Here is a 25,554-nt window from a genome sequence, read left to right as displayed (position 1 = left end):
ACGCGGCATAGCGTGGACCGGCAAGAGAGCACACGTGTTGAAGGGGCAGGACGCTCCGGGTTCCAGGCGACGAACTGCAGGTTCGTCATCGGCCCCGGATGCGGTTGCGCAACGCGGCTTTTGCGGTTTCGGGTGTTTTCGGGGTGTCTTTATAACACCCGATGATCGGCTGCCAACTAACCGATTGGTCGGGTGCCGTGTTGCCTTGTGTCCTTCTCTCGCACTGCCCGGAGCATCTGCGCAATGAGTTCTGCCTCTCTTATAAAGACCCCACCGGAGAAGGTGCGGGTCAACGGTTGGGTGTTCTACACCTCCACCGCGCTGATCCTGTTGTTGACCGCCATTCTGATCATCGCCCCGCAAGAGGCCGGCCGACTGCTGGGCATTGCCCAGGCCTGGTTGTCCCGCAGCTTCGGCTGGTACTACATGGTGGTGATCGCCGCCTACCTGGTGTTCGTGGTGGGCCTGGCGTTCTCCTCCTACGGCAAGCTCAAGCTGGGGACCAAGCAGGACACCCCGGACTTCAGCTACGGCGCCTGGGCGGGGATGCTGTTTTCCTCCGGCATCGGCATCTCGCTGCTGTACTTCGGTGCTTCCGAGCCCCTGGACCACTACTTCAACCCGCCGGAAGGCGTACCGGGCAGCAACCTGGCCGCACGCCAGGCGCTGCAGCTGACGTTCCTGCACTGGGGCCTGCACGGTTGGGCCATCTATGCCCTGGTGGGCCTGGCGGTGGCGTACTTCGCCTATCGGCATAACCAGCCACTGGCACTGCGTTCGGCGTTGTACCCGCTGGTGGGCGAGCGCTGGGTCAAGGGCGCGGCCGGCCACGCGGTGGACGGTTTCGGCATGTTCGTGACCCTGCTGGGCCTGGTGACCAACCTCGGGATTGGTTCGATGCAGGTGTCTTCCGGCCTGGAAAACCTGTTCGGCATGGAGCACAGCAACACCAACCTGCTGATCGTGATCATCGTCATGAGCACGGTGGCCACCATCGCCGCGGTGTCCGGCGTGGAAAACGGCATCCGCCGCCTGTCCAACCTGAACATCGTGCTGTTCAGCGGCCTGCTGATCTTCGTCCTGCTGTTTGGCCCGACCCTGCACCTGCTCAACGGCTTCGTGCAGAACATCGGCGACTACCTGAACGGTGTAGTGCTCAAGACCTTCGACCTCTATGTGTATGAGGGCGACAGCGCCAAGTCCGATCGCTGGCTGGGCCTGTGGACCCTGTTCTACTGGGCCTGGTGGATTTCCTGGGCGCCATTTGTAGGCATGTTCATCGCGCGTATTTCCCGTGGTCGCACCGTGCGTGAACTGGTGGCCGGCGTACTGCTGATTCCCCTGGGCTTCACCCTGGCCTGGCTGTCGATCTTCGGTAACTCGGCCCTGGATCTGGTGGTCAATCAGGGAGCCGTGGAGTTGGGCAAGACGGCGTTGGAACAGCCGTCCATGGCGATCTACCAACTGCTCGAGCACTACCCGGCCTCGAAGATTGTCATCGGTGTGTCGATCTTCGTAGGATTCGTGCTGTTCCTGACCCCCGCCGACTCCGGGGCGGTGATGATGGCCAACCTTTCGTGCAAGGGCGGCAACGTCGACGAAGACGCCCCGCACTGGCTGCGGATCTTCTGGTCGGTGGTGATCACCCTGGTGACCATCGGCCTGCTGTTCGCCGGCAACTTCGAAGCCATGCAGACCATGGTGGTACTGGCCGGCCTGCCGTTCTCGGTGGTGCTGATCTGCTTCATGTTCGGCTTGCACAAGGCCATGCGCCAGGACGTGCAGATCGAGCAGGAGCAGGCGCAACTGGCCGAGCGTGGCCGCCGCGGTTTCAGCGAGCGCCTGAGCCAGCTGGACCTGCAACCGACCCAGTCGGTGGTGCAGCGCTACATGGACAAGCACGTCAGCCCGGCCCTGCAGGAAGCGGCTGCGCAACTGCGCAACCTGAGCCTGGAAGTGCAGACCAACCTGGGCAAGTCGAAGAACCTGTTGGGCCTGCGCGTGGAAATGGATGAAGGCAATCCCTTCGTCTATGAAGTGAGCCTGGACGGCTACCTGGCGACGCCTAGCGAATCGACCCAGCCGGAAGGGGCCGACAGCGAAGTGCGCAGCCGTTTCTACCGCGCCGAGGTGTATCTGCACAACGGCAGCCAGGAATACGACTTGATGGGCTTCACCCAGGAGCAGATCACCCGGGATGTGCTCGATCAGTTCGAAAGCCATCGGCAGCTCCTTGGCCGTGTCTATAGCTGAGTGAAAACCGCCCCATCCTTGTAGGAGCCGGCTTGCCGGCGAAGGCGTCCTCAAGGGCGCTGCAAGGCTTCAGGGCCTGTTCGCTGGCAAGCCAGCTCCTACAGAAGGGGGTGGGTGGTTAAAGCAAAACGCCGCGATTGCTCGCGGCGTTTTTGTGTCTGCTGCTTAACCCAGGTTCTTGCCGAGCAGCGCGTGGTAGAGCTCGCTGTCGCCAAGGATGCCCACCACTTTCTGGTTGTCGTGGAGCACCAGTTTGTTGCCGGTCTGGTAGCGGATCTGCAGGGCATCGCGCATGCCGATGCTGGAGTCCACCAGGGTCGGGCGTCGGCCCAGTTCTTCCACGGCTTGCCCCGGAACCCAGTTCTGCAGGTCCAGCTGCGAGCCGTTGCGGCGTGCGCCCTTGATGGTGTTGCCTTCGGCCAGGTCGAGCCAGGAATCGCCGCCCGGGTCCAGGCATACCGAGCCGTTGACCCGCTTGCAGTTGTCCAGGCTGCGCATCAGGCTACGCCCGCACAGCACGTTCAGTGGGTTGGTGTGGGCAACGAAAGTCCGTACATAGTCGTCCGCCGGGTTGAGCACGATTTCTTCCGGGTTGCTGTACTGGATGATCCGTCCGTCTTTCATGATGGCGATGCGGCTGCCCAGCTTCAGGGCCTCATCCAGGTCGTGGCTGACGAAGACGATGGTCTTGCTCAGCTTGCGTTGCAGCTCCAGCAGTTCGTCCTGCAGGCCCTGGCGAATCAGCGGGTCGAGGGCCGAGAAGGGTTCGTCCATCAGCAGGATATCGGCGTCCATGGCCAGGGCACGGGCCAGGCCCACGCGCTGCTGCATGCCGCCGGAGAGTTCGTCGGGCTTCTTGTTGCGCCACTGGGTCAGGCCCACCAGCTCAAGCTTCTCGTCCACCAGCTTGCGCCGTTCCTTTTCCGGGCGGCCCTGCATCTCCAGGCCGAAGCTGATGTTTTCGCGCACGGTCAGCCAGGGCATCAGGGCGAACTTCTGGAACACCATGGCGATGCGCTTGGTGCGCATCATCTTCAGCTCGGCGGGGCTGCAGGAGGCGATGTCGATCTGCTTGCCTTCATGCTCGACGAACAGCTTGCCGCGGCTCACGGTGTTCAGGCCGTTGATGCAGCGCAGTAGGCTCGACTTGCCGGAACCGGAGAGGCCCATCAGCACGCAGATCTCGCCTTTCTCGATGTCCAGGCTGGCATTCTCGACGCCGACGATCTGCCCGGTCTTCTTCAGGATCTCGTTGCGGGTCATGCCCTGGTCCAGCAGCTTGAGGGGCTCGCGCGGGTCCTTGGAGAAAATCACGTCGACCTTGTCGAAGCGGATAATGCTCATGCGTCACCTCCTACTTTGGCTTCAGGTTGCTTGCAGATGCGGTCGAGCATGATCGCCAGCAGCACAATGGCCAGGCCGGCTTCGAAGCCCAGGGCGATATCCGCGGTATTGAGGGCGTTGACCACCGGCTTGCCCAGGCCATCGGCGCCCACCAGGGCGGCGATCACCACCATCGACAGCGACAGCATGATGCACTGGGTAATGCCGGCGGCGATGCTCGGCATGGCGTGGGGCAGTTCAATGCGCGACAACAACTGACGGCGCGAGCAGCCAAAGGCCTTGCCGGCGTCCATCAACTCTTGTGGAACATCGCGAATGCCCAGGTAGGTCAGGCGGATCGGCGCGGCGATGGCGAACACCACCGTGGAAATCAAGCCGGGTACCACCCCCAGGCCGAACAGGGTCAGGGTCGGGATCAGGTAGACGAAGGTGGGCACGGTCTGCATCAGGTCCAGCACCGGCCGCATCATGGTGTAGAACAGCGGCTTGTGCGCCGCGACTATGCCCAGCGGTACGCCGATGAGCACGCAGACCAGGGTGGCGAACAGCACCTGGGCCAGGGTTTCCATGGTTTCCTGCCAGTACCCCAGGTTGAGGATCAGCAGGAAGGACAGCACGACAAAGGCGGTCAGGCCCCATTTGCGCTGGATCAGGTGCGCCAGCAGGGCAATCAGGCCGATCAGGGCCAGGGGGTTGAACCAGGTCAGCGCGAACGTCACGCCGTGGATCATGGTTTCCAGGGTGGTAGCGATCGCGTCGAAGGTGCTGGCGCCGTGCTTCGTCAACCACTCGACGAAAGCTGCGATGTACTGGCCCAGGGGGATTTTCTGATCAGTGAGCATGGTATTGAACGTCCGCATGCAAGGGAAAAACAGCCCGGGCGGGCGAGCCCGCCCGGCGTAAGCGCACTACTTAATTTGAAGCTTGTGCAAGCTTGGCTTTCACGGCCTCCAGGCCAGGTTTACCGTCAATGGTGGTCACGCCGGCGAGCCAGGTATCGAGCACCTGAGGGTTCTGCTTCAGCCAGGCCTTGGCGGCCGCCTCAGGCTTCATCTTGTCGTCCAGCACGTTGCCCATCAGGGTGCTTTCCATGTTCAGGGTGAACGACAGGTTCTTCAGCAACTGGCCGACGTTGCTGCACTCTTCGGCATAGCCCTTGCGGGTGTTGGTGTAGATGGTGGCCTGGCCGAAGTTGGGGCCGAAGAACTCGTCGCCGCCGGTCAGGTACTTCATCTTGAAACGGGTGTTCATCGGGTGCGGTTCCCAGCCCAGGAACACCACCGCGGTGTCACGGCGCTGTGCGCGCTCGACCTGGGACAGCATGCCTGCCTCGCTGGATTCCACCACCTTGAAGCCGGCGTCCTTCAGGCCGAAGGCATTCTTGTCGATCATGGTCTGGATGGTGCGGTTGCCGTCGTTGCCCGGCTCGATGCCGTAGATCTTGCCGTCCAGTTCCTTTTTGAACTTGACGATGTCGGCGAAGTCCTTCAGGCCCTTGTCGTACAGCGACTCGGGCACCGCCAGGGTGTACTTGGCGTTTTCCAGGTTGGCCCGCAGGGTGGCCACGGTCCCGGCGTCGCGGTAGGGCTTGATGTCGTTTTCCATGGTCGGCATCCAGTTGCCGAGGAACACGTCCATGTTCTTGCCGTCGGCCAGGGACTTGTAGGTCACGGGCACGGAAATCATGGTGGTCTTGGTCTTGTAGCCCAGGGCGTTGAGCACGACGCTGGTGGTGGCGGTGGTCACGGTGATATCGGTCCAGCCGACATCGGAGAAGTTTACGGTGCTGCATTGTGCCGGTTCTGCGGCTTGTGCCAGAAGCGGCAGACTCAGCATGGCGGCCAACAACAACGACGGGGAACCTTTCATAGGGGGGACTCCTGGATGTTTTTTTGGCGGCGTTTGTACCGCGCTTATAAGTGTGGCGGTTGGTGTGTCGGGAACAGCTCTACCACCGTGCCTTGCAATCGAGTCGAGACTGATCATGTACCAGTGAAAATCTGTCGCCTACAGGGTGCGTCGTATCCAGTACAGGGAGGGTCGCATCCAGTGTCGGTGAGGTCGCTTACAGTGTTTTCGGGCGATTTTTCCTACAACTGAGCCGCAAAAAACGCCCAAAACCCCTGCGTTGCGCCTGGCGGCGTTAGTGGGCATGAGTGAGTCGGTGTCAGACGTCGCGGGCCTTGGCAAAAGCCTGATGATGCGCCCTTCTCGGCGGATTGCAGCTTGAGCGTAGCAGCTCCGTCAGAGGGCGTTTCCGGCGCCCGGACAGTGCTCAACCAGGAGTTACGCAGCAATGGCTATCAGTGTTTTCGACCTGTTCAAGATCGGCATCGGCCCCTCCAGTTCCCACACGGTCGGGCCCATGCGCGCAGCGGCTTTGTTCGTCCAGGTATTAAAGGAAAGGCAACTGCTGGAGCAGGTACGCCGGGTCGAGGTGCAGCTCTTCGGTTCGCTGTCCGCCACCGGCATCGGCCATGGCAGCGACAACGCGGTGATCATGGGCCTGATGGGGGAGTGGCCGGACGCGATCGACCCGTCGCTGATCGGCACGCGCATCGAGCTGCTGCGGGAAACCGACACCCTGTTGCTGGACGGGCGGCTGCCAGTGCCTTTCATCTGGGCCCGGGACATGCAGCTGGTGGACCGCAACCTGCCGTTCCACCCCAACGCCATGACCCTGGTGGCCGCGGGCGAAGAGGGTGAGCTGCACCGCGATACCTACTATTCGGTGGGCGGCGGTTTTGTCGTCGACCAGGCCCAGGCCGACAGCGGTGTGGCGGACCTGGACCGCAGCGAGCTGCCTTACGATTTTTCCAGTGCGGTGGAATTGCTGGGCCTGTGCCAGAAGCACAACCTGCGGGTCGCCGAACTGATGCTGGCCAACGAGAAGGTCTGGCGTTCGGAAGAGGAAATCCGCAGCGGCCTGATGGCGCTCTGGCGTGCCATGCAGGACTGCGTGGAGCAGGGGCTCAAGCACGAGGGCATCCTGCCTGGCGGGCTCAATGTGCGTCGCCGCGCGGCCAAGTTGCACCGTAGCCTGCAGGAACTGAACAAGCCCAATGTGATCGGCTCCACCCTCAGCGCCATGGAGTGGGTCAACCTGTTTGCCCTGGCGGTGAACGAAGAGAACGCCGCCGGCGGACGCATGGTCACCGCCCCCACCAACGGCGCGGCGGGGATCATTCCGGCGGTGCTGCATTACTTCATGAAGTTCAGCGAAGACGTCACCGACGCCAACGTGGTGGATTTCTTTCTCGGCGCGGCGGCCATCGGCATCCTGTGCAAGAAGAACGCCTCCATCTCCGGTGCCGAAGTCGGCTGCCAGGGGGAAGTGGGTTCGGCCTGCGCCATGGCGGCGGCCGGGCTGGCGGAAATTCTCGGGGCGACCCCGGAGCAGTTGTGCAACGCTGCGGAGATCGGCCTGGAGCACAACCTCGGCCTGACCTGTGATCCGGTGGGCGGGCTGGTGCAGGTGCCGTGCATCGAGCGCAACGCGATTGCCGCGGTGAAGGCGATCAATGCCGCGCAAATGGCCTTGCGCGGCGATGGCCAGCATTTCATTTCCCTGGACCGGGTGATTCGCACCATGCGTGATACCGGCGCCGACATGCACGACAAATACAAGGAAACCTCCCGTGGCGGCCTGGCGGTCAGCGCCGTGGAGTGCTGATTGCCGGCGCGCACAAATCGCTCACATGCCCAGGGGTGCGCCACCTTTTAGCGCGTCGTGAATAGACAAGTCGCCAACCGGGCCGGGCAGCCCCCGTGCCCGTGGCCCGGTTGTGCTTTGAGTGACACTCGCCCGCCCCTGTGCGAAGTGCCTGCCGCGCAAGTGCTACCTAACTGCTCACAGCTCTCTGGGCCTGGCCACCGCACGCCGACGGCGGCGCTTCTTATCCGCACATTGACAAGGGCTATGTAGACACGTCGCGACGTCGTTTTCAGGAGTTATTGAATGCCCATTCAACTTTAGGCATGGCAATTGCTCTGTGAATATCAAGCCCGTCTCCCTTGAGGAACAGGGCACATAAAAAGAGCCTCCGCCTGAGGCCATCACCCGCTTTGTGTGAGGAGATATCGCGATGACGTCGTTCAACTCCGGGGCCCAACCCCAGAACCGTGCGCCTCAATCCATCGGCTTTCTGCTGCTGGACAATTTCACGCTGATTTCCCTGGCCTCCGCAGTCGAACCCCTGCGCATGGCCAACCAACTGTCCGGTCGCGAGCTGTATCGCTGGACCACCCTCAGCGTCGATGGTGGCCAGGTCTGGGCCAGTGACGGTCTGCAGATCACCCCCGATGCCGCGATGCACAAAGCCCCCAGCCTCGATACCGTGATTGTCTGCGGCGGTATCGGCATCCAGCGCACCGTCACCCGCGAACATGTGTCCTGGCTGCAGAGCCAGGCCCGCCAGTCGCGCCGTCTGGGTGCGGTGTGTACCGGAAGCTGGGCCCTGGCCTGCGCTGGCCTGCTGGACGGCTTCGATTGCAGCGTGCACTGGGAATGCCTGGCGTCGATGCAGGAAGCCTTTCCCCGGGTGGCCATGAGCACCCGCCTGTTCACCCTCGACCGCAACCGCTTCACCAGCTCCGGCGGCACCGCGCCGCTGGACATGATGCTGCACCTGATCAGCCGCGATCATGGCCGCGAGCTGTCGGCGGCGATCTCGGAAATGTTCGTCTACGAGCGCATCCGCAACGAGCAGGATCACCAGCGCGTACCCCTCAAGCACATGCTGGGCACCAACCAGCCCAAGCTGCAGGAAATCGTCGCCCTGATGGAAGCCAACCTCGAAGAGCCGATCGACCTCGACGAACTGGCGGTGTACGTCGCCGTGTCCCGGCGACAGCTGGAGCGGCTGTTCCAGAAGTACCTGCATTGCTCGCCGTCGCGCTACTACCTCAAGCTGCGGCTGATCCGCGCCCGGCAACTGCTCAAGCAGACTCCCATGTCGATCATCGAAGTGGCGTCGGTCTGTGGTTTTGTCTCCACGCCGCACTTCTCCAAGTGCTACCGCGAGTACTTCGGTATTCCACCGCGTGACGAGCGCATCGGTTCCAACACCACCCAGCAGGTGGCGATGATGCCGCTGCCGCAAGCCATGGTTTTGGCGCCGCTGTCCGGGCCATTGTCGGCCCTGAGCCAGGCACGCAACGAATCGACCTTCGCCAGCGTGCGCCTGTAGTCACAGGCGTTTCTTGAAATACACCACGCGCTCGGTTTCCTCGAAACCCAGCGCGTGGTGCAGATCCTGGCTGGCCAGGTTGTCGAGGCTGGTGTCCGAGGCCATTTCCACGCATCCCTGTTGTTGCCCCCAATAGGCGACCTGCTCGATCAGGCGCTGGGCAATGCCCTGGCGACGATGCCCGGGGGCCACATAGATGCCTTCAAGAAAGACCACGGGGGAGCTGTCGGTGCCGTTGACGTAGTCGTGGCGCAATGCAGCCTCGGCCAGGCCCACGGCCTCACCGTTCTCGGTGCAGGCCAGCCAGCAGCCGTAGCGCTGGGGCTCGGCCAGAATCTGCTGGATTTCGGCCTGGTGTTCATCCTGCGGGCAATCGGGCCACAGGCCCTGGCGCAATTGCAGCCACCCGCCAGCGTTGGCGGATGAACCAGGTTCAATGGGGGTCATGAGCGGGCCTGTGGTTTGTGGAGGAAACCCACTTTAGCAACCCGCCCGGGCCCCGGGGGCGTTCACGCGCGTTTTTGCTGCTGGTACTCGGCCAGGGCCGGCAGTAGTTGGCGGTCGATGGCCTGACGTACGGCAGGCAGGATGGTCGCATTGCCGGTGAGCATCTGCTCGACCATGCCCTTGAGCGCCTTGGCCCGTGCATCGCTCAAGCCCCTTACCGCACATTCGCAGGCCTGCTCGGCGCTGGCGCCTGCGGGCATTTCGAAACCCAGGGCCCGGAGTTGTCCCAGCAGGTCGTCCTGGTCAATCAGATCCGCGTGCATCATGACTCTTATCCTTGTTCAGGGAGCGTGGTCGTGAGCCGATTCTGGTAGGGCGCCCGGGTGGCGGCAAGGGCAGATTGTCGCGATGGCCCGTTTACCTATGAACAGGTCGTTTTCGGCTAAGTCGATGGCCATGGCCGGTTGCCACAGCGTTGGGAAAAGGCGGCGCAATCAAGTCTTGCGGCGCTTGCTTGTGAGGCCTCGGGCTTGCCTGAAGGGTGGGGTAATGAGCGCTCCCGCCGCGCAAAGACACTCTGTGCAAGCGCTGGGTATTCGGTAGGATGGCCGCCGAGTGGCAAGCCATGGAGCTGGAGTGGATGAAAGTGCTGTTCAGAATGGGGTTCGCCTGTTTGTTGTTGATGGTTTCCGGCGCCGCTCTGGCAGCTCCCGAGTGCGGCGATTTTCTGAAGGCCATGACCGATCCACCGAAGTCCCTGGAGTTTTTCCGTTGTGAGTCGAAGCCCCAGGATCAGGGCGCACCGCTGACTGCCAGTTACCGGGTCAAAGGTAAGGACGCCCATGAGGTAGAGCGCTATCTGCAGCGGGAGTTGGGGGTTCAGGAGGGGCTCAGGTTTGTCTGCTGCGGCTGGGAAACGAAGGGTTTCATTTCCTATAGGGATAAAAAGACCGGGCGTAATTACCAGGTTGGCATGGGCTCTGAAGAGACGCCCTACAACCAGCGCCAGGATTGGCACAAGATCGGCTATTTCTATGTGACGGTGGTGCTGTATACCGAGGACATCTGAAGGCGTGGCAGTGGCCCTATTACCTATGAGCAGGTCGCTCTCGGCTAACTCGCGGGCAGGCAGAGTGGGCAGACTGAAACCAGCTCGCGTCGTGTCGGTTTGGTCACCTTCTCACCGCAGCTCCTCAGAAGTAGTCCCTGCCTCGATCCTGTCACGGCTTGATCGGGGCTTTTTTTTGCCTGTGGAAAGCTCTCCGGCAAGTTTCGCCGGCAAGCCGGCTCCCACGGGGGAGCCGGGGCGGGAGGGGTGAGGATCAGCGCTGCAGCACCAGGATCCTGGAGAGCAGTTCGTCGCGGTCGATGTAGCAGCCCTGGAAGTGCCGGGCGCCGCTGGCCGGGTCGAAGGCGTTGCGCGCGTGCAGGGTGCGGCGGTTGTCGAAGCACCAGAGCTGGCCCGGGTCCAGGCGGCGGATGACCCGGAACCTTGCTTCGCGGGTCAGGGCGATAAAGCGCCGGTAGGCGCGGTACAGCCGGGGCATCTGTTCTTCCGTGGTATCGAAGGGGCCACGCAGGAAATTGGCCATGCGAATTTCCGCCACTTCGCCCAAGGCATCCAGGGCGATGATCGGCGCCAGGCAGCGGTAGTCGCTGTGGCGGTCCTTGTTACGAAACTCGACGGGTATTTCACACAGCGCGCGGAAGGCGTCGGGGTCTTCGCGGCGCAAGGCATCGGCTATGGCAAAGCCGTCGACGAAAATGCTTTCGCCGCCTACCGCGTCATTCACCAGGCAATGCAGGAATTGCAGCCCCGGTTGCAGCTCGCGGGTCGGCAGATCGCTGTGCAGCGGCAGGTTGAAGGCGGTGTAGGCGTTGCTGTCGGCATCGGCCTTGGATTGCACGTTGAACAGCACGCCGAAATTGCTTTCGCGGATAAACGAAATACGCCGCGCAATCAGGGCCAGCGAGCCGGGTTCGGTGGGCGCGCCACGGACCTGGGTCAGGCCGGTATCGCGCAGGGCCAGCAACCATTGCAGGAGCACCTGGGGGTCCTCCATCAGCGCCTGGTACTGGAACTCGGGCAGTTGCAGGCTGGCGTCCCACAGCGAGTGCCGGGCCTTGGCGGCCTGCCGTTCTTCGCGCGACTGTCGATCATAGGCATGGGCCCGCAGCCAGCCGGGGTCGAAGCGGCTGCGGTGGCCGTCCGCCCAGTCGAGGTTCAGGCAGCCGTCGGCATCAATGCGTGCGGCGTTGCACTCGAGGTCTTCGGCAACATCGACGATTTCCAGCACCTGTTCGCGGGTCACGCTGTAGACGCATTGCGGGCAAGGGCAGTTGTCCCGCAGCCATTGATGGTGAAAAGGGCTGAGACGGCCGTCGGCCCAGTGCACCTGGAGCCGGTCCGGCAGGACCTGGACAGTGGCCAGTGCGCTGATCAACGGGTAACTGCGGTAGTCGGCAAGGGCGGCGGTGTTCACGGCGATCTCCTTTTCTTCTGAGGGCTATTTTGCCGCGGGCAGGGCGATCACCCGGCCGAGGCAGGCCGGGCGCGGCAGGTCCGCCTGCTCGGCGGCCAGGGTTTGCAGGCGTTGCAGCACCGGCTCGCTGAACGGCGCCGAACGCGGCCCGGCCAGGTCGACGTGGAGCAGCATTTGCTCGTTGCCTGCCAGCTCCCGGGGATCATCGAGTCTGTGCAGGCTGTGGTAGAGGTGCAGGCGCTTGCGATCGTGGCCGATGACCTGGGTGCGCACTTCGACCTCGGTGTCGAGCTTCACCTCATGCAGGTAGTTCAGGTGCAGTTCCAGGGTGAACAGCGAGTGGCCGCTGGCTTCGCGGTTGTCGCTGTCGAGCCCCAGGCGATCCATCAGGGCGTCAGTGGCATAGCTGAAGATCAGCAGGTAGAAGGCATCGCGCAGATGGCCGTTGTAATCGACCCAGTCGCTGATGATGCGGGTGCTGTAGGTGGTCAGGGCAGGCATAAGGTCACCGGATAACGGTAGGAGCCGGCTTGCCGGCGAAGGCGTCCGTTGGGTTTGCGCCTGGCTTGGCGGCCCATTCGCCGGCAAGCCAGTTCCTACGGGGGTGGGTTAGTCGTGAAAGTGCATGCCGTGTTTGGCCTTGGTGGTTTTCACCGCCTCCAGCACCGCCAGCAGGCAGTCATCACGATAGCGCTCCAGGGCCGCAATGCTGTGGGTGCCCAGTTGCTCGGCGGTGCCTTCGACCACGTCGTCGATCAGCTTGTCGGTCAGCTCCGGGGCTGGCAGGTAGGTCCAGGGCAGTTGCAGCGCCGGGCCGAACTGGGCCATGAAGTGGCGCATGCCGGCGTCGCCGCCCGCCAGGGTGTAGGTGAGGAAGGTGCCCATGAACGACCAGCGCAGGCCGGCGCCAAAGCGGATCGCATCGTCGATTTCCCCGGTGGTCGCCACGCCGTCGTTGACCAGGTGCAGGGCCTCGCGCCACAGCGCTTCGAGAAGACGGTCGGCGATGAACCCCGGGACTTCCTTGCGCACGTGAAGGGCGCGCATCCCCAGGGATTCATAGACCTTGATCGCGGCCTGGACCGCTTCGGGCGCGGTGCGCTTGCCGCCCACTACCTCCACCAGTGGCAGCAGGTACACCGGGTTGAACGGGTGGCCCACCACGCAGCGTTCCGGGTGGGTCGAGCCCTCGTAGAATTCGCTGGGCAAAAGGCCCGAGGTGCTGGAGCCGATCAGCGCCTCAGGCTTGGCCGCGGCGCTGATTCTGCTGTGCAGTTCCAGCTTGAGCTCCAGGCGTTCGGGAGCGCTTTCCTGGATGAAGTCGGCATCCTTCACGCATTCCTCGATGGTGTCGACGAAGCGCAGGCGCTGTTGTGATGCTCCGGGGGCCAGCCCTTGTTTTTCCAGCGCGCCCCAGGCATGGGCGACGCGCTTGCGCAGGGCCGCTTCGGCGCCGGGCGCCGGGTCCCAGGCCACTACGTCGAGGCCGTGGGCCAGGGCACGGGCCACCCAGCCGCTGCCGATCACGCCACTGCCCAGGGCGGCGAAAGTTTTGATGTCGGTGATAAAAGTCATCGCGTCTTCCTGGATAAAGAGTTCGTAGGAGCTGGCTTGCCAGCGAAGCTATTGGCGGCCTTGCGGGCCCCTTCGCCGGCACGCCGGCTGCTGCGAGCTCGGATGTGACGGCCTCTTCGCGAGCAAGCTCGCTCCTACGGGGGGAGAGGTGGATTGGGGTCAGCCGCGTTGCTTCAGGCCCATTTTCTGCCGGCCTTCGGCCGGGGTCAGGACCCGGGCGCCGAGGCGGCTGAGGATTTCCGTGGCCCGTTCCACCAGTTGGCCGTTGGTGGCGAGCACGCCGCGATCCAGCCACAGGTTGTCTTCCAGGCCGACCCGCACGTTGCCCCCCAGCAGCACCGCTTGCGCAGCCATGGGCATCTGCATGCGGCCAATCCCGAAGCCGGCCCAGACCGCGTCCGCCGGCAGGTTGTCGACCATGGCCTTCATGGTGGTAGTGTCCGCCGGGGCGCCCCAGGGAATGCCCAGGCACAGCTGGAACAGCGGGTTGTCCAGCAGGCCTTCCTTGATCATCTGCTTGGCGAACCACAGGTGCCCGGTGTCGAAGATTTCCAGCTCGGCCTTCACTCCCAGCTCCTGGATACGCTTGGCGCCGGCCCGCAGTTGGGCCGGGGTGGAGACGTAGATGGTGTCGCCGTCGCCGAAGTTCAGGGTGCCGCAGTCCAGGGTGCAGATCTCCGGCAGCAGTTCCTCGACGTGGGCCAGGCGGGTCAAGGGGCCGACCAGGTCGGTGTTGGGGCCGAACTCCATGGGGTTCTCGCCGCCGCCGATCTCCAGGTCGCCGCCCATGCCGGCGGTGAGGTTGACGATGATGTCGATGTCGGCCTCGCGAATCCGCTCCATCACTTCGCGGTACAGCGCCACATCGCGGCTGAACTTGCCGGTGGCGGGGTCGCGCACATGGCAGTGCACCACGGTGGCGCCGGCCTTGGCGGCTTCTACGGCGGCCGCGGCGATCTGTTTCGGGGTGACCGGCACGTGCGGGCTCTTGGCGGTCGTGTCGCCAGCACCGGTGAGTGCGCAGGTGATGATGACGTCGTGGTTCATGGTGCGGTTCCTTACAGGCGTGTTTGCTGAGGGCGTGAGGTGGCCGTGCGCAGCCCAGGGCGGGCTGCGGGGCGGCAGTGGCGGTGGCTTATTTGCTGGTCAGTTGCAGGTGCTCGGCGGCCGGCTTGCCATCGAAGGTGGTGACCCCTTCCAGCCAGCGCTGCTGGTCCTGCGGGTGGTCCTTGAGCCATTGCCGCGCGGATTCCAGGGCATCCTTGTGATCCAGCAGCGGCTGCATCATGCGGCTCTCGTCTTCGGCGCTGAAGGTCAGGTTGGTCAACAGCCGGTGCACGTTCGGGCACTGCTCGGCGTAGTCAGGCGCGGTGACGGTCCACACCGTGGCCTGGCCTTCGTTGGGCCCCAGGGCGTTTTCGCTGCCGCTGAGGTAGGTCATCTTGAAGTTGACGTTCATCGGGTGCGGCGCCCAACCGAAGAACACGATGGCTTCGTTGCGTTTCACCGCCCGGGCCACCGCCGACAACATGCCCGCCTCACTGGACTCCACCAACTGGAACTTGCCCAGGCCGAACTGGTTCTTGGCGATCATTTCCTTGATCTGGGTATTGGCTCCCGAACCCGGTTCGATGCCGTAGATCTTGCTCCCCAGTTCCTTCTGGAACCTGGCGATGTCGGCAAAGGTCTTCAGACCCCTGTCTGCCAGGTAGGCCGGCACGGCCAGGGTGGCGCGGGCGTCCTTGAGGCTCGGTTCGGCCAGGACCTTGACCTGGTTGGCGTCGACGAAGGGGGTGATGGTCTGGGTCATCAGCGGGTTCCAGTAGCCCAGGAACAGGTCCAGGCGCTGATCACGGATGCCGGCGAAGATGATCTGCTGGGAAGCACTGGTCTGCTTGGTCTTGTAGCCGAGGCCGTCGAGCAGGACCTGGGTCAGGGCGCTGGTGGCGATCACGTCGGTCCAGTTGACCACGCCCAGGCGCACGTTCTGGCAACTGGCGGCATCGGCGGCCAGGGCCCCGCTGCTCAGAAAAACGCTACCACTAAGCGCAAGCACACAGCTGCTGATCAGTCGTTTCATGATGCTTTCCTCGGCAGGTCGTTATTGTCGGTCCCGGCGTCTTTGTGCGCAGGTGTTGCCAAGGTACGCAGGCGCCGCCGGTGGCAAGCGCACAGCGGCGACCGACTCTTGCACTGCAGCGACCTGCCCCCTTGTGGCATGGGGGCATTTGGCGTATCACAAGGCCCACGCTGGCCGTCGACGGAGTGCGTTGCATGTCCCAGGACTTCTATTTCCTGCTGATGCCGGGGTTTTCCGCCATCGGTTTCATCTCGGCCATCGAGCCGCTACGGGTGGCCAACCGCTTTCGTGGCGAGCTGTACCGCTGGCATGTGCTGAGCGCCGACGGCGGCGCGGTGCTGGCCAGCAATGGCATGTCGGTGAATGGCGATGCGGCCCTGGAGCCGCTGAAGAAAGGCGCGACCTTGTGGGTGGTGGCCGGTTTCGAGCCGCTGAAGTTTCTCACCCCGGCCCTGGAGCACTGGTTGCGGCGGCTGGAGGTGGAGGGCGTGACCCTGGGCGGGATCGACACCGGTAGCGTGATCCTTGCCGAGAGCGGTTTGCTGGAGGGGCACCGGGTGACTTTGCACTGGGAGGCCATCGAGGCCTTCAAGGAGTCCTACCCGCAACTGAGCGTGACCCAGGAGCTGTTCGAGATCGATCGACGGCGCATCACCTGTGCCGGCGGCACGGCGTCCATCGACATGATGCTCGACCTGATCGCCCAGGCCCACGGCCCGCAACTGGCGGTCCAGGTCAGCGAGCAGTTCGTGCTGGGGCGCATCCGCCCGCGCAAGGATCACCAGCGCATGGAAGTCGCCAGCCGCTACGGCATCAGCAACAAGAAGCTGGTGCAGGTGATCGGCGAAATGGAACAGCACAGCGAACCGCCCCTGAGTACCCTGGCCCTGGCCGAGTCGATCAAGGTCACCCGGCGCCAGCTGGAGCGCCTGTTCCGCCTGCACCTCAACGACACCCCGAGCAATTTCTACCTGGGCCTGCGCCTGGAGAAAGCCCGCAAACTGCTGCGCCAGACCGACATGAGCGTGCTGGAGGTGAGCATTGCCTGCGGGTTTGAATCGCCGTCCTACTTCACCCGCAGTTACCGCGCGCGTTTCGTGCGGTGCCCGCGGGAAGACCGGCGCCCGTCGGGCGGCGGCCGCGAGCTGGCTTGACTCGGGCTCGGTAGCGCCGGCCAGCCGGCTCCTAGGGTTACTTTTTCAGCAGGGTGGCGCAGGCGGCTTTGTAGGCTTCGTGCTGGTATTTGTTGAGGCTCGCGGCCAGAGCGAAGCCGTGCTTCTTGTACTGGGCGTTGATGGTCTGGGGCGACAGCAGGGTCACCTCGCAATTCTCCAGCAACTGAAACACGCCTTCGATCTTGAAGGTGGTGGGGCCGCCGGCGAACTCGCCTTTCTTGCTGCGCTTCTTGATGGCGATGCGGGTGATCCCGTGTTCGCGCACGAAGGCCCCGACCTGGCTGGCGAAGGCCTTGACGTTGGCGGCCTCGTCATCGTCTTCCAGGGCGATTTTCTTGGTGGCCAGCGGCTGGTGTTGCACCGCGCCGTCTTGCAGGGTGGCGAGGGCGAAGATGGCTTCGCTGCCTTTGATCTCGATACCGCAGATGCTCATGGGGAACCCTTTCAATCAGTGAGTGAGGCGCAGCTTACAGCTCCAGCTGGTCGGCGCGTATGCCGAAGGCGGCGGCGATCTTTTCCCGGGTGGCCCGGCGCGGCCGGGCGACGCTTTCCTGCTGGGCAAAGGCCGGCTGGGAGATCCCCAGGCGCCTGGCGACTTCGTCCTGGGTGAGGTGCAGGTGCTCGCGCCAGGCGCGGATCGGCGTGGCGCCGTCGACCATGCGGCTGACCACGTCATGGGGTATCAGATCGGCTTCCTTGTACTGCGCCATGTACTGCGCGTAGGGAATCACCACGAATGCCGGGCTGCCGTCCGGGCCGTGGATGATCTGGATGTCAGTAGGTACGTTCATCACGTTTCTTGACCTCTTGAACACTGACGATGTGTATGGCTCCGTCCCAGTCGAACAGGACCCGGTACTGCCCGACCCGAAGACGATAGGCATAAGTGTGGCCGGACAGGGCTTTGACGTTGCCACTGGCGGGCATGTCGGCCAGCAGGGCAATCGCATCGCGAACCTGGACCTGATGCTCGTGGTGCAGTCGCATCAACTGCTTGACCGCTTTTCTACTCCAGAGGATCTCGTTCATGGCGGACTATATAAGTCTTTTATAAGCAATGCGAATCCTTGCTTATATTTCCTGCCCGGCCAAGTGCAGAACCTTGTCCCTTTGTTGCCCGCGCCAGCATTACCAGGTCGTGGACTGCCCGCGCCGGTCCACCTCGTACACCTTCTGGCGCAGCAACCGCTCCTTGAGCCAGCGCTCGGCCTTGCCCATCACCCGTTGTCGGGCCCAGAGCAGGTCGACGCCGATCAGCCAGTCGGTATGGGGGTAGGCCCCCAGTTGCAGTTCCACCAGCTCGCCCTTGGCCAGTTCACGCTGGATCAGTTGCCGCGGCAGGGTGGCCCAGCCCAGGCCGGCGCGGACCATTTCCAGCAGCGCCAGGTAGTTTTCCGCCTGCCACAGCTGGGTGGAGCGCAGGTATTCGCTGCTGGGCAGCTTGTTGGCGTGGGCGCTGAAGGCCAGGCGCCGGTGCACGTGCAGGTCGTCGAAGGTCACGCTGTCGAGCTGCGCCAGCGGGTGGTCCGGGTGGCAGACGTGCAACATGATCAGCTTGCCCAATTGCTGGAACTCCAGCTCCTGGGGGTAGCCCGGTTGCGAGAAGGCGATGCCCAGCACCGCCTCACCCCGGGCCACCAGCTCGCTGGCGTCCCCGGACAGCGGGTGGCGGATCAGCAGGTCGACATAGGGAAAGGCCTGTTCGAACTCCCGCAGGGCCGGCATCAGCGGGCCATAGGGGGTTTCGATGACGATCGACAGGTGTGGCTCCACCACCTGCGACAGGCAGTCGGCGTTGGCCTGCAGGGTCAGGCAGCGCTCCAGCACCGCCTCGGCCTGCAGCAGCATCTTCTGCCCGGTGGCCGTCAGCACCGGGCTGCGAGCGCTGCGGTCGAACAGCTCGACCCCCAGGTCCGCCTCCAGGTTGCCGATGGCCACGCTGACCGTGGACTGGGTCTTGCCCAGCTTGCGTGCGGCGGCCGAGAACGAGCCGCTTTGCGCGGCCTGTACGAACATCTGCAGTTGATCCAGCGAAAAGCGCATCGCGGCTCCCGGCCCTGGAAGAGGGCTGTCTGATCCATCGTTAAAAACGATGGCTGCTCATTTGTTTCATCGTATTCAAGCACAGATCATGGCCCCGACGTCCGTACTTCCTGCCGGCGGCGCTTGCCCCGGATGCCTGCCAAAACAAAAGCAAAAGCTGCACCTTCAGGAGACCTGCGACATGACAATTTCCCGCGTGCATCCCGTGGACGAGGTCCTGCCCGTCCGCCAGCTGTTCACCTTCGGCCTGCAGCATGTGCTGGTGATGTATGCCGGTGCGGTGGCGGTGCCGTTGATTCTAGGCAATGCCCTGGGCCTGACCCCGGCGCAGGTGGTGCTATTGATCAACGCCAACCTGCTGACCTCGGGCATCGCCACCCTGGTCCAGACCCTGGGGTTCTGGCGTTTTGGCGCGCGGCTGCCGTTGATCCAGGGCTGTTCGTTCATCGCCCTGGCACCGATGATCATGATCGGCAAGCAGTTCGGCCTGACCGAGGTGTTCGGCGCGGTGATCGCCGCAGGCGTCATCACCATTGCCCTGGCGCCGCTGTTCAGCCGTTTGCTGCGGTTTTTCCCGCCCGTAGTGATCGGCAGCCTGATCACCATCATCGGCATTTCCCTGATGCCGGCAGCGGCGATCTGGCTCGGCGGCGGCAACCCCGCGGCGGACGATTTCGGCGCGCCGGCCAACCTGCTGCTGGGGCTGGCCACGGTAGCGGTGACGCTGGTGATCTACGGCAAGTTCTCGGGCTTTATCGGCAACCTCAGCGTGCTCATCGGCTTGCTGGTGGGCAGCCTGATCGCCGCGGCGTTCGGCATGACCGACTTTGCCCAGGTGAGCCAGGCGGCCTGGTTCGAACTGAGCCGGCCCATGGCGTTTGGGGCTCCACAGTTTTCCCTGGTGCCGATCCTGATCATGACCCTGGCGATGCTGGTGATCATGGCCGAGACCACCGGCAACTGCCTGGCCATCGGCAAGCTCACCGGCAAGCCGACCACCCAGCGCACCCTGGGCGATGCGTTCCGCGCCGATGGCCTGTCGACCCTGCTCGGCGGCCTGTTCAACAGCTTTCCCTACAACGCCTTTACCCAGAACACCGGGCTGATCGCGCTGTCCAGGGTCAAGAGCCGCTTCGTGGTGGCTGCGGCCGGGGCAATCATGGTGCTCATGGGGCTGTTTCCCAAGCTGGGTGCCCTGGTGGCCGCGGTGCCGACCCCGGTGCTTGGCGGTTGCGCCATCGTGATGTTCGGCATGACTACAGTGGCCGGCATCCAGGAACTGTCGCGGGTGCCGTTCGAAGGTACGCGCAACGCCATCGTGGTGGCGGTGTCGGTCAGCGTCGGGGTGCTGCCGATGTCCTTCCCGGCGCTGTTCGCCCATCTGCACGGTCCCCTCAGGCTGGTGCTGGAAAGCGGCATCTTCCTTGGCGCCATCACCGCCATCGTTCTCAACCTGCTGCTCAACCCCCGTGAGGCCGCCACCCAGGTGCTGGCAGCCCATGTCGAGCTCAATGACTGACGTTTTTCTCGCCGCCATTGCTGTGGCGGCTCCTGCCCATGAAAAGGAGGTCAAGATGACCCAGATTCTTTCTTCCATCCCTGCCGGCGTCACCGAACTGGACCTGCACTTGCTGCGCCAGAGCATCCAGCTCGCCGAAGAGGCCAAGGCCCGCGGCCGTCATCCGTTCGCGGCCCTGGTGGCCGATCGCGACGGCAAGGTCATCGCCAGCGCCGGCAACAACTCGATGCCCCCCGAAGGCGACCCGACCCAGCACGCCGAACTGGCGGCAGCGGCGCTGGCGGCCAAGCGCCTCAGCCCCCAGGCCCTGGCCGAGTGCACCCTGTACACCAGCGCCGAGCCCTGCTGCATGTGCGCCGGGGCCATCTACTGGACCGGCATTGGTCGGGTGGTCTACGCCTTGTCTGAACATGAGCTGCTGGAGTTGACCGGCGACCACCCGGAAAACCCGACCTTTTCCCTGCCGTGCCGCGAAGTGTTCGCCCGTGGGCAGCGGCAGATCCCGGTGTTCGGGCCGATGCTTGAGAGCGAGGCCGCGCTGGCGCACAAGGGCTTCTGGAAATGAACGGCGGCCTATCCATCCATGTGGTGGACGTCGCCAGCGGCAAGGTGGCCGAAGGCATGGCGGTGCGGGTGCGCCGCCTGGGCGGCGAGCTGCTCTGCGCAGGGCGAATTGCCGGCAACGGCTTGCTGAGCGAGCTTGCCGAGCGCTCGGCGAGCTTCGGCCAGGGCGTCTACGAAGTGGAGCTGGACGTGGCGGCGTTCTATCGCGAGCAAGGCCAGGCGCTGCCGCCGGTGCCCTTCCTCGAGGTGCTGGTGTACCGCTTCGGCCTGGATGATCCGCGCCAGCACTACCACCTGCCGTTCAAGCTCACCGCCTGGGGCGTCTCGTGCTTTCGCGGTGGCGCCTGACCCGGCGCTGACCTGTAGGAGCGAGCTTGCTCGCGAAATGCTCGCAGCCACCACAACCGGTTTGCCAGAGCGCTTTTCGCGGGCCGGCCCGCTCCTAGCGGTGGCGGGTCATTCCTGGGCGATGGATTCGATGAACTCCGAGCGTTCGTCGCTCATGCGCGCCAGGCAGTCATTGGTGGCGATGGTGTAGGCCTTGGTGCCGGGCTTGGCCGGAAAGGACTCCATCGCGCAGTCGGCGTCGCGCTGCTTCTGCCACAGTTGCTGGGCATTTTTGACCTTGGCGCTGATGTCGGCCAGTTGCCCTTTGTCGCTGCCATAGAGGGTACCCAGGCGTTCCAGCAGGCTCTGCACGTTGTCGCCCAGCAACTGTTCGGCGGTGGTCCTGTTGTAGGTCGCGCATTCCAGGGTCTGCACGTCGTTTTCCACGCCGTCGCAGGGCGTGTTGTCGGCCTCTTCGGCCGCCTGTACGCCTGTCGTTATCAGTAACAAGGCCAGGAAGATCGGTTTCATTGCAGCGCTGCCCTCATCCAGTGACGCTTTCGTTGAAGCGGCGAATTCTGGCGCAAGCCCCGGGCAAAGAACAGAGGCCACCCATGCCCTCCGTCCGGCCCTTTGTCGGCGCTTGACGCTTTCGGCAATTCCCCTGTCGTTTTTGCACCCAGGCGCCCCGGCCCTCAAGCATATGCTGACCCCAAAGCGCCGGCAGACGATTCGGCGCATGAATCGCCAATAAGGGGACAGCCTGATGAGCCCAGCCGAACTACACGCCGACAGCATCGTTATCGACGGGCTGATCATTGCCAAGTGGAACCGCGAGCTGTTCGAGGACATGCGCAAGGGCGGCCTGACCGCAGCCAACTGCACCGTGTCGGTTTGGGAAGGTTTCCAGGCCACGGTCAACAACATTGCCTCCAGCCAGAAGCTGATACGCGAAAACAGCGACCTGGTGATGCCCGTGCGCACCACCGCGGACATTCGCAAGGCCAAGGAGCTGGGCAAGACCGGCATCCTCTTCGGCTTCCAGAATGCCCATGCCTTCGAAGACCAGATCGGCTACGTCGAGGTGTTCAAACAGCTGGGCGTGGGCATCGTGCAGATGTGCTACAACACCCAGAACCTGGTGGGCACCGGCTGCTACGAGCGTGATGGCGGGCTCTCCGGGTTCGGCCGCGAGATCGTCGCCGAGATGAACCGCGTCGGGGTCATGTGCGACCTGTCCCACGTTGGTTCCAAGACCAGCGAGGAAGTGATCCTCGAATCCAAGAAGCCGGTCTGCTACTCCCACTGCCTGCCGTCGGGGCTCAAGGAGCACCCGCGCAACAAGTCCGATGCCGAACTGAAATTCATCGCCGACCACGGCGGTTTCGTCGGCGTGACCATGTTCGCGCCGTTCCTGGCCAAGGGCATCGATTCGACCATCGACGACTACGCCGAAGCCATCGAATACACCATGAACATCGTCGGTGAAGATTCGATTGGCATCGGCACCGACTTCACCCAGGGCCATGGCCAGGACTTCTTCGAGTACCTGACCCACGACAAGGGCTACGCCCGGCGCCTGACCAACTTCGGCAAGATCATCAACCCCCTGGGCATCCGCACCGTGGGTGAGTTCCCCAACCTCACCGAGACCCTGCTCAAGCGCGGCCACAGCGAGCGCGTGGTGCGCAAGATCATGGGCGAGAACTGGGTCAATGTCCTGAAGGACGTCTGGGGCGAATAACGCCACCCCCCCACAGCACATTCCTGTAGCCGCTGCCGCAGGCTGCGATCGGCTCCGAAGGAGACGCGCTCTTGCGGCCCTCGGAAGGCTCTTCGAGCCTTTTCGCAGCCTGCGGCAGCGGCTACAGACGTACTTATCCACAGAATTCCGGAGTTTTGAAACATGGCCAAGATCGCCCCGCAATTGCCTATCGAAGTCGACAGCGAAACCGGTGTCTGGACCTCCGACGCCCTGCCGATGCTCTACGTGCCACGGCATTTCTTCGTCAACAACCACATGGGCATCGAGGAAGTACTGGGCGCCGAGGCCTATGCCGAGATCCTTTACAAGGCCGGCTACAAGTCCGCCTGGCACTGGTGCGAAAAAGAAGCCGAATGCCACGGCCTGGAAGGCGTCGCGGTGTTCGAGCACTACATGAAGCGCCTGTCCCAGCGCGGCTGGGGCCTGTTCAAGATCCAGGACATCGACCTGGATAAAGGCACCGCCAGCGTCAAGCTCGAACACTCGGCGTTCGTCTACGTGTACGGCAAGGTCGGGCGCAAGGTCGACTACATGTTCACCGGCTGGTTCGCCGGCGCCATGGACCAGATCCTGGCCGCCCGTGGCAGCAAGATCCGCACCGTGGCAGAGCAGGTTTACGGTGGTTCCGAAGAAGGCCACGACGATGGCCTGTTCGTCGTCAAACCGTTGTAAGCGGAGTTAAGAAAAATGGCTTTCGAAGCGATGTTCCAGCCGATCCAGATCGGCAAACTGACCATCCGCAACCGTGTGCTGAGCACCGCGCACGCCGAGGTCTACGCCACCGACGGCGGCATGACGACTGAACGGTATGTGAAGTACTACGAGGAAAAGGCCAAGGGCGGCATCGGCCTGGCGATCTGTGGCGGTTCCTCGGTGGTGGCCATCGACAGCCCCCAGGAGTGGTGGAGCTCGGTGAACCTGTCCACCGACCGGATCATCCCGCATTTCCAGAACCTGGCCGACGCCATGCACAAGCATGGCGCCAAGATCATGATCCAGATTACCCACATGGGCCGGCGCTCGCGCTGGGACGGTTTCAACTGGCCGACCCTGATGTCGCCGTCCGGGGTGCGCGAGCCAGTGCACCGCGCCACCTGCAAGACCATCGAGCCGGAGGAGATCTGGCGGGTGATCGGCAACTACGCCCAGGCCGCGCGCCGGGCCAAGGCCGGTGGCCTGGACGGTGTCGAGCTGTCGGCGGTGCACCAGCACATGATCGACCAGTTCTGGAGCCCGCGGGTCAACAAGCGCACCGACGAATGGGGCGGCACCTTCGAGAAACGCATGCGTTTCGGCCTGGAAGTGCTCAAGGCGGTACGCGCTGAAGTGGGCGATGATTTCTGCGTGGGCATGCGCCTGTGCGGCGACGAATTCCACCCGGACGGCCTGTCCCATGAGGACATGAAGCAGATCGCCAAGTATTACGACGACACCGGCATGCTGGACTTCATCGGCGTGGTGGGTTCGGGCTGCGACACCCACAACACCCTGGCCAACGTGATCCCCAACATGAGCTTCCCGCCGGAGCCGTTCCTGCACCTGGCGGCGGGCATCAAGGAAGTGGTCAAGGTGCCGGTGCTGCACGCGCAGAACATCAAGGACCCGAACCAGGCCACGCGGATTCTCGAAGGCGGTTACGTCGATATGGTGGGCATGACCCGCGCGCACATGGCCGACCCGCACCTGATCGCCAAGATCAAGATGGGCCAGATCGACCAGATCAAACAGTGCGTCGGCGCCAACTACTGCATTGACCGCCAGTACCAGGGCCTGGACGTGCTGTGCATCCAGAACGCCGCCACGTCCCGTGAGTACATGGGCGTGCCGCACATCATCGAGAAAACCACCGGCATCAAGCGCAAGGTGGTGGTGGTCGGTGCCGGACCGGCCGGCATGGAAGCCGCCCGCGTGGCGGCCGAACGTGGCCATGACGTGACCCTGTTCGAGAAGAAGGATGCCATTGGCGGGCAGATCACCACGGCCTCCAAGGCGCCGCAACGAGACCAGATCGCCGGCATTACCCGTTGGTATCAGTTGGAACTGGCGCGCTTGAAAGTCGACCTGCGCCTGGGCACCGCGGCGGACAGCGCGACCATCCTCGACCTGCGCCCCGACGTGGTGGTGCTAGCCGTGGGCGGCCATCCGTTCATCGAGCAGAACGAGCACTGGGGCGCCGCCGAAGGGTTGGTGGTCAGCAGCTGGGACATCCTCGACGGCAAGGTGGCGCCGGGCAAGAACGTGCTGGTGTACGACACCATCTGCGAGTTCACCGGCATGTCGGTCACCGACTTCATTGCCGACAAGGGTTCGCAAGTGGAGATTGTCACCGACGACATCAAGCCGGGCATCGCTGTGGGCGGCACCTCGTTCCCTACCTACTACCGCAGCCTGTACCCCAAGGAAGTGATCATGACCGGGGACCTGACCCTGGAGAAGGTCTACCGCGAGGGCGACAAGCTGGTGGCGGTGCTGGAGAACGAATACACCGGCGCCCGGGAAGAACGGGTGGTGGATCAGGTGGTGGTGGAAAACGGCGTGCGTCCCGACGAGGAGCTCTACTACGGGCTCAAGGAAGGTTCGCGCAACAAGGGCCAGATGGACGTCGAGGCGCTGTTCGCGATCAAGCCGCAGCCGTGCCTGAGCGAGACGGGGGAGGGCTACCTGTTGTTCCGCATCGGCGACTGCGTGTCCCAGCGCAACACCCATGCCGCGATCTACGACGCACTGCGCCTGTGCAAGGATTTCTAAGCCACTTCCTGTAGGAGCCGGCTTGCCGGCGATCGGCACTGG

Annotated in this window: 26 protein-coding genes; 11 read left to right on the top strand and 15 right to left on the bottom strand. The window is 63.7% G+C overall.

The features are described from left to right. Window positions 1–300: 300 nt before the first annotated feature. On the top strand, window positions 301–2,253 hold the full coding sequence (locus tag AC1RL5_RS10690; RefSeq protein ID WP_225368821.1) for a BCCT family transporter: 1,953 nt from the start codon (window positions 301–303) through the stop codon (window positions 2,251–2,253). Window positions 2,254–2,418: 165 nt separating this feature from the next. Here AC1RL5_RS10690 and choV read toward each other — a convergent pair whose 3' ends face one another. From choV to AC1RL5_RS10675, 3 genes are all read right to left on the bottom strand, one after another. Then, complete coding sequence (gene choV / locus AC1RL5_RS10685) at window positions 2,419–3,597, bottom strand: choline ABC transporter ATP-binding protein (protein WP_011063939.1); 1,179 nt, start codon at window positions 3,595–3,597, stop codon at window positions 2,419–2,421. Then, window positions 3,594–4,439 (bottom strand): choline ABC transporter permease subunit, encoded by an 846-nt coding sequence (choW, locus tag AC1RL5_RS10680; RefSeq protein WP_019095263.1) that lies wholly within the window; start codon window positions 4,437–4,439, stop codon window positions 3,594–3,596. Before choW ends, choV begins: the two co-directional genes overlap by 4 nt. Window positions 4,440–4,509: 70 nt before the next feature. Then, window positions 4,510–5,466, bottom strand: coding sequence for a choline ABC transporter substrate-binding protein (locus AC1RL5_RS10675; protein WP_011063937.1), 957 nt, complete (start codon window positions 5,464–5,466; stop codon window positions 4,510–4,512). 427 nt (window positions 5,467–5,893) lie between these two features. Here AC1RL5_RS10675 and AC1RL5_RS10670 point away from each other — a divergent pair, with 427 nt between their 5' ends. Together AC1RL5_RS10670 and gbdR are read left to right on the top strand one after the other, a co-directional pair. After that, window positions 5,894–7,270: an L-serine ammonia-lyase gene (locus AC1RL5_RS10670; RefSeq protein ID WP_011063936.1), complete on the top strand. Its 1,377-nt coding sequence runs from the start codon at window positions 5,894–5,896 to the stop codon at window positions 7,268–7,270. A 412-nt stretch (window positions 7,271–7,682) separates the two neighbouring features. Continuing rightward, the gene (gbdR, locus tag AC1RL5_RS10665) at window positions 7,683–8,786 is read left to right on the top strand and encodes a choline metabolism transcriptional regulator GbdR (protein WP_011063935.1); all 1,104 of its coding nucleotides are present in this window, start codon (window positions 7,683–7,685) and stop codon (window positions 8,784–8,786) included. Here the strand turns inward: gbdR and aac(6') are convergent, their stop codons facing one another. Continuing rightward, complete coding sequence (gene aac(6') / locus AC1RL5_RS10660; RefSeq protein WP_019095262.1) at window positions 8,787–9,233, bottom strand: aminoglycoside 6'-N-acetyltransferase; 447 nt, start codon at window positions 9,231–9,233, stop codon at window positions 8,787–8,789. Between the two features lie 62 nt (window positions 9,234–9,295). Then, window positions 9,296–9,559 (bottom strand): hypothetical protein, encoded by a 264-nt coding sequence (locus tag AC1RL5_RS10655; protein WP_015637320.1) that lies wholly within the window; start codon window positions 9,557–9,559, stop codon window positions 9,296–9,298. A gap of 314 nt (window positions 9,560–9,873) precedes the next feature. Between AC1RL5_RS10655 and AC1RL5_RS10650 the strand changes: the two genes are divergently transcribed. Next, window positions 9,874–10,302 carry a DUF4952 domain-containing protein gene (locus AC1RL5_RS10650; RefSeq protein WP_181003042.1) on the top strand — a complete coding sequence of 143 codons (429 nt, stop codon included), beginning with the start codon at window positions 9,874–9,876 and terminating at the stop codon, window positions 10,300–10,302. A 253-nt stretch (window positions 10,303–10,555) separates the two neighbouring features. Here the strand turns inward: AC1RL5_RS10650 and AC1RL5_RS10645 are convergent, their stop codons facing one another. From AC1RL5_RS10645 to AC1RL5_RS10625, 5 genes are all read right to left on the bottom strand, one after another. Next, entirely contained in the window at window positions 10,556–11,716 is a 1,161-nt protein-coding gene (locus tag AC1RL5_RS10645; RefSeq protein WP_103408018.1) for a gamma-butyrobetaine dioxygenase, read from the bottom strand. 24 nt (window positions 11,717–11,740) lie between these two features. After that, a complete protein-coding gene (locus AC1RL5_RS10640) occupies window positions 11,741–12,217 on the bottom strand; it encodes a thioesterase family protein (RefSeq protein ID WP_103408019.1) in 477 nt (158 codons plus the stop codon). A 108-nt stretch (window positions 12,218–12,325) separates the two neighbouring features. After that, window positions 12,326–13,291 carry an L-carnitine dehydrogenase gene (locus AC1RL5_RS10635; RefSeq protein ID WP_492589359.1) on the bottom strand — a complete coding sequence of 322 codons (966 nt, stop codon included), beginning with the start codon at window positions 13,289–13,291 and terminating at the stop codon, window positions 12,326–12,328. 159 nt (window positions 13,292–13,450) lie between these two features. Continuing rightward, window positions 13,451–14,338 (bottom strand): 3-dehydrocarnitine:acetyl-CoA trimethylamine transferase CdhC, encoded by an 888-nt coding sequence (gene cdhC / locus AC1RL5_RS10630; protein ID WP_019095257.1) that lies wholly within the window; start codon window positions 14,336–14,338, stop codon window positions 13,451–13,453. Window positions 14,339–14,426: 88 nt separating this feature from the next. Beyond that, entirely contained in the window at window positions 14,427–15,371 is a 945-nt protein-coding gene (locus AC1RL5_RS10625; RefSeq protein WP_019095256.1) for a choline ABC transporter substrate-binding protein, read from the bottom strand. A gap of 194 nt (window positions 15,372–15,565) precedes the next feature. Between AC1RL5_RS10625 and AC1RL5_RS10620 the strand changes: the two genes are divergently transcribed. Continuing rightward, window positions 15,566–16,525, top strand: coding sequence for a GlxA family transcriptional regulator (locus AC1RL5_RS10620; protein WP_492589360.1), 960 nt, complete (start codon window positions 15,566–15,568; stop codon window positions 16,523–16,525). 37 nt (window positions 16,526–16,562) lie between these two features. Here AC1RL5_RS10620 and AC1RL5_RS10615 read toward each other — a convergent pair whose 3' ends face one another. The 4 genes from AC1RL5_RS10615 to AC1RL5_RS10600 all read right to left on the bottom strand — a co-directional run bounded on the left by AC1RL5_RS10615 (window position 16,563) and on the right by AC1RL5_RS10600 (window position 18,589). Beyond that, a complete protein-coding gene (locus tag AC1RL5_RS10615) occupies window positions 16,563–16,979 on the bottom strand; it encodes a DUF3010 family protein (protein ID WP_093405244.1) in 417 nt (138 codons plus the stop codon). 34 nt (window positions 16,980–17,013) lie between these two features. After that, window positions 17,014–17,337 carry a helix-turn-helix domain-containing protein gene (locus tag AC1RL5_RS10610; protein WP_015637312.1) on the bottom strand — a complete coding sequence of 108 codons (324 nt, stop codon included), beginning with the start codon at window positions 17,335–17,337 and terminating at the stop codon, window positions 17,014–17,016. Beyond that, complete coding sequence (locus AC1RL5_RS10605) at window positions 17,321–17,575, bottom strand: type II toxin-antitoxin system RelE family toxin (RefSeq protein WP_011063923.1); 255 nt, start codon at window positions 17,573–17,575, stop codon at window positions 17,321–17,323. Before AC1RL5_RS10605 ends, AC1RL5_RS10610 begins: the two co-directional genes overlap by 17 nt. Before the next feature lie 99 nt (window positions 17,576–17,674). Continuing rightward, window positions 17,675–18,589, bottom strand: a complete 915-nt coding sequence (locus tag AC1RL5_RS10600; RefSeq protein WP_011063922.1) for a LysR family transcriptional regulator — start codon at window positions 18,587–18,589, stop codon at window positions 17,675–17,677. A 181-nt stretch (window positions 18,590–18,770) separates the two neighbouring features. Here AC1RL5_RS10600 and AC1RL5_RS10595 point away from each other — a divergent pair, with 181 nt between their 5' ends. From AC1RL5_RS10595 to AC1RL5_RS10585, 3 genes are read left to right on the top strand one after another with little or no spacing between them, the layout of a single operon-like run. Beyond that, complete coding sequence (locus tag AC1RL5_RS10595; RefSeq protein WP_072451775.1) at window positions 18,771–20,108, top strand: nucleobase:cation symporter-2 family protein; 1,338 nt, start codon at window positions 18,771–18,773, stop codon at window positions 20,106–20,108. Between the two features lie 55 nt (window positions 20,109–20,163). Beyond that, window positions 20,164–20,673 (top strand): nucleoside deaminase, encoded by a 510-nt coding sequence (locus AC1RL5_RS10590; RefSeq protein ID WP_041120175.1) that lies wholly within the window; start codon window positions 20,164–20,166, stop codon window positions 20,671–20,673. Next, the gene (locus AC1RL5_RS10585; RefSeq protein WP_041120173.1) at window positions 20,670–21,020 is read left to right on the top strand and encodes a hydroxyisourate hydrolase; all 351 of its coding nucleotides are present in this window, start codon (window positions 20,670–20,672) and stop codon (window positions 21,018–21,020) included. Before AC1RL5_RS10590 ends, AC1RL5_RS10585 begins: the two co-directional genes overlap by 4 nt. A gap of 108 nt (window positions 21,021–21,128) precedes the next feature. On the opposite strand, the gene AC1RL5_RS10580 is transcribed toward AC1RL5_RS10585, so the two are convergent. Continuing rightward, the gene (locus AC1RL5_RS10580; protein WP_019095253.1) at window positions 21,129–21,530 is read right to left on the bottom strand and encodes a lysozyme inhibitor LprI family protein; all 402 of its coding nucleotides are present in this window, start codon (window positions 21,528–21,530) and stop codon (window positions 21,129–21,131) included. A gap of 235 nt (window positions 21,531–21,765) precedes the next feature. Between AC1RL5_RS10580 and AC1RL5_RS10575 the strand changes: the two genes are divergently transcribed. The 3 genes from AC1RL5_RS10575 (at window position 21,766) to dgcA (ending at window position 25,512) form a co-directional block, all read left to right on the top strand. Continuing rightward, on the top strand, window positions 21,766–22,743 hold the full coding sequence (locus AC1RL5_RS10575; protein ID WP_053154285.1) for a dipeptidase: 978 nt from the start codon (window positions 21,766–21,768) through the stop codon (window positions 22,741–22,743). 162 nt (window positions 22,744–22,905) lie between these two features. Then, entirely contained in the window at window positions 22,906–23,436 is a 531-nt protein-coding gene (locus tag AC1RL5_RS10570; RefSeq protein ID WP_016962810.1) for a 4-vinyl reductase, read from the top strand. Window positions 23,437–23,451: 15 nt separating this feature from the next. Continuing rightward, window positions 23,452–25,512, top strand: coding sequence for a dimethylglycine demethylation protein DgcA (gene dgcA, locus AC1RL5_RS10565; RefSeq protein WP_093405240.1), 2,061 nt, complete (start codon window positions 23,452–23,454; stop codon window positions 25,510–25,512). Window positions 25,513–25,554 lie beyond the last annotated feature (42 nt).

This window comes from Pseudomonas sp. GW822-FHT06D10 (genome assembly GCF_058799535.1).
The sequence above is the reverse complement of the archived record's forward strand: the minus strand, read 5'-3'. Positions and strand labels throughout refer to the sequence as shown.

What these genes read in the sequence shown, in the direction of transcription:
- choV (WP_011063939.1), bottom strand. Translation starts at nt 3,597, where the DNA reads ATGAGCATTATCCGCTTCGACAAGGTCGACGTGATTTTCTCCAAGGAC.
- choW (WP_019095263.1), bottom strand. Translation starts at nt 4,439, where the DNA reads ATGCTCACTGATCAGAAAATCCCCCTGGGCCAGTACATCGCAGCTTTC.
- AC1RL5_RS10675 (WP_011063937.1), bottom strand. Translation starts at nt 5,466, where the DNA reads ATGAAAGGTTCCCCGTCGTTGTTGTTGGCCGCCATGCTGAGTCTGCCG.
- AC1RL5_RS10670 (WP_011063936.1), top strand. Translation starts at nt 5,894, where the DNA reads ATGGCTATCAGTGTTTTCGACCTGTTCAAGATCGGCATCGGCCCCTCC.
- gbdR (WP_011063935.1), top strand. Translation starts at nt 7,683, where the DNA reads ATGACGTCGTTCAACTCCGGGGCCCAACCCCAGAACCGTGCGCCTCAA.
- AC1RL5_RS10655 (WP_015637320.1), bottom strand. Translation starts at nt 9,559, where the DNA reads ATGATGCACGCGGATCTGATTGACCAGGACGACCTGCTGGGACAACTC.
- AC1RL5_RS10650 (WP_181003042.1), top strand. Translation starts at nt 9,874, where the DNA reads ATGAAAGTGCTGTTCAGAATGGGGTTCGCCTGTTTGTTGTTGATGGTT.
- AC1RL5_RS10640 (WP_103408019.1), bottom strand. Translation starts at nt 12,217, where the DNA reads ATGCCTGCCCTGACCACCTACAGCACCCGCATCATCAGCGACTGGGTC.
- AC1RL5_RS10635 (WP_492589359.1), bottom strand. Translation starts at nt 13,291, where the DNA reads ATGACTTTTATCACCGACATCAAAACTTTCGCCGCCCTGGGCAGTGGC.
- cdhC (WP_019095257.1), bottom strand. Translation starts at nt 14,338, where the DNA reads ATGAACCACGACGTCATCATCACCTGCGCACTCACCGGTGCTGGCGAC.
- AC1RL5_RS10625 (WP_019095256.1), bottom strand. Translation starts at nt 15,371, where the DNA reads ATGAAACGACTGATCAGCAGCTGTGTGCTTGCGCTTAGTGGTAGCGTT.
- AC1RL5_RS10620 (WP_492589360.1), top strand. Translation starts at nt 15,566, where the DNA reads ATGTCCCAGGACTTCTATTTCCTGCTGATGCCGGGGTTTTCCGCCATC.
- AC1RL5_RS10615 (WP_093405244.1), bottom strand. Translation starts at nt 16,979, where the DNA reads ATGAGCATCTGCGGTATCGAGATCAAAGGCAGCGAAGCCATCTTCGCC.
- AC1RL5_RS10610 (WP_015637312.1), bottom strand. Translation starts at nt 17,337, where the DNA reads ATGAACGTACCTACTGACATCCAGATCATCCACGGCCCGGACGGCAGC.
- AC1RL5_RS10605 (WP_011063923.1), bottom strand. Translation starts at nt 17,575, where the DNA reads ATGAACGAGATCCTCTGGAGTAGAAAAGCGGTCAAGCAGTTGATGCGA.
- AC1RL5_RS10600 (WP_011063922.1), bottom strand. Translation starts at nt 18,589, where the DNA reads ATGCGCTTTTCGCTGGATCAACTGCAGATGTTCGTACAGGCCGCGCAA.
- AC1RL5_RS10595 (WP_072451775.1), top strand. Translation starts at nt 18,771, where the DNA reads ATGACAATTTCCCGCGTGCATCCCGTGGACGAGGTCCTGCCCGTCCGC.
- AC1RL5_RS10590 (WP_041120175.1), top strand. Translation starts at nt 20,164, where the DNA reads ATGACCCAGATTCTTTCTTCCATCCCTGCCGGCGTCACCGAACTGGAC.
- AC1RL5_RS10585 (WP_041120173.1), top strand. Translation starts at nt 20,670, where the DNA reads ATGAACGGCGGCCTATCCATCCATGTGGTGGACGTCGCCAGCGGCAAG.
- AC1RL5_RS10580 (WP_019095253.1), bottom strand. Translation starts at nt 21,530, where the DNA reads ATGAAACCGATCTTCCTGGCCTTGTTACTGATAACGACAGGCGTACAG.
- AC1RL5_RS10575 (WP_053154285.1), top strand. Translation starts at nt 21,766, where the DNA reads ATGAGCCCAGCCGAACTACACGCCGACAGCATCGTTATCGACGGGCTG.
- AC1RL5_RS10570 (WP_016962810.1), top strand. Translation starts at nt 22,906, where the DNA reads ATGGCCAAGATCGCCCCGCAATTGCCTATCGAAGTCGACAGCGAAACC.
- dgcA (WP_093405240.1), top strand. Translation starts at nt 23,452, where the DNA reads ATGGCTTTCGAAGCGATGTTCCAGCCGATCCAGATCGGCAAACTGACC.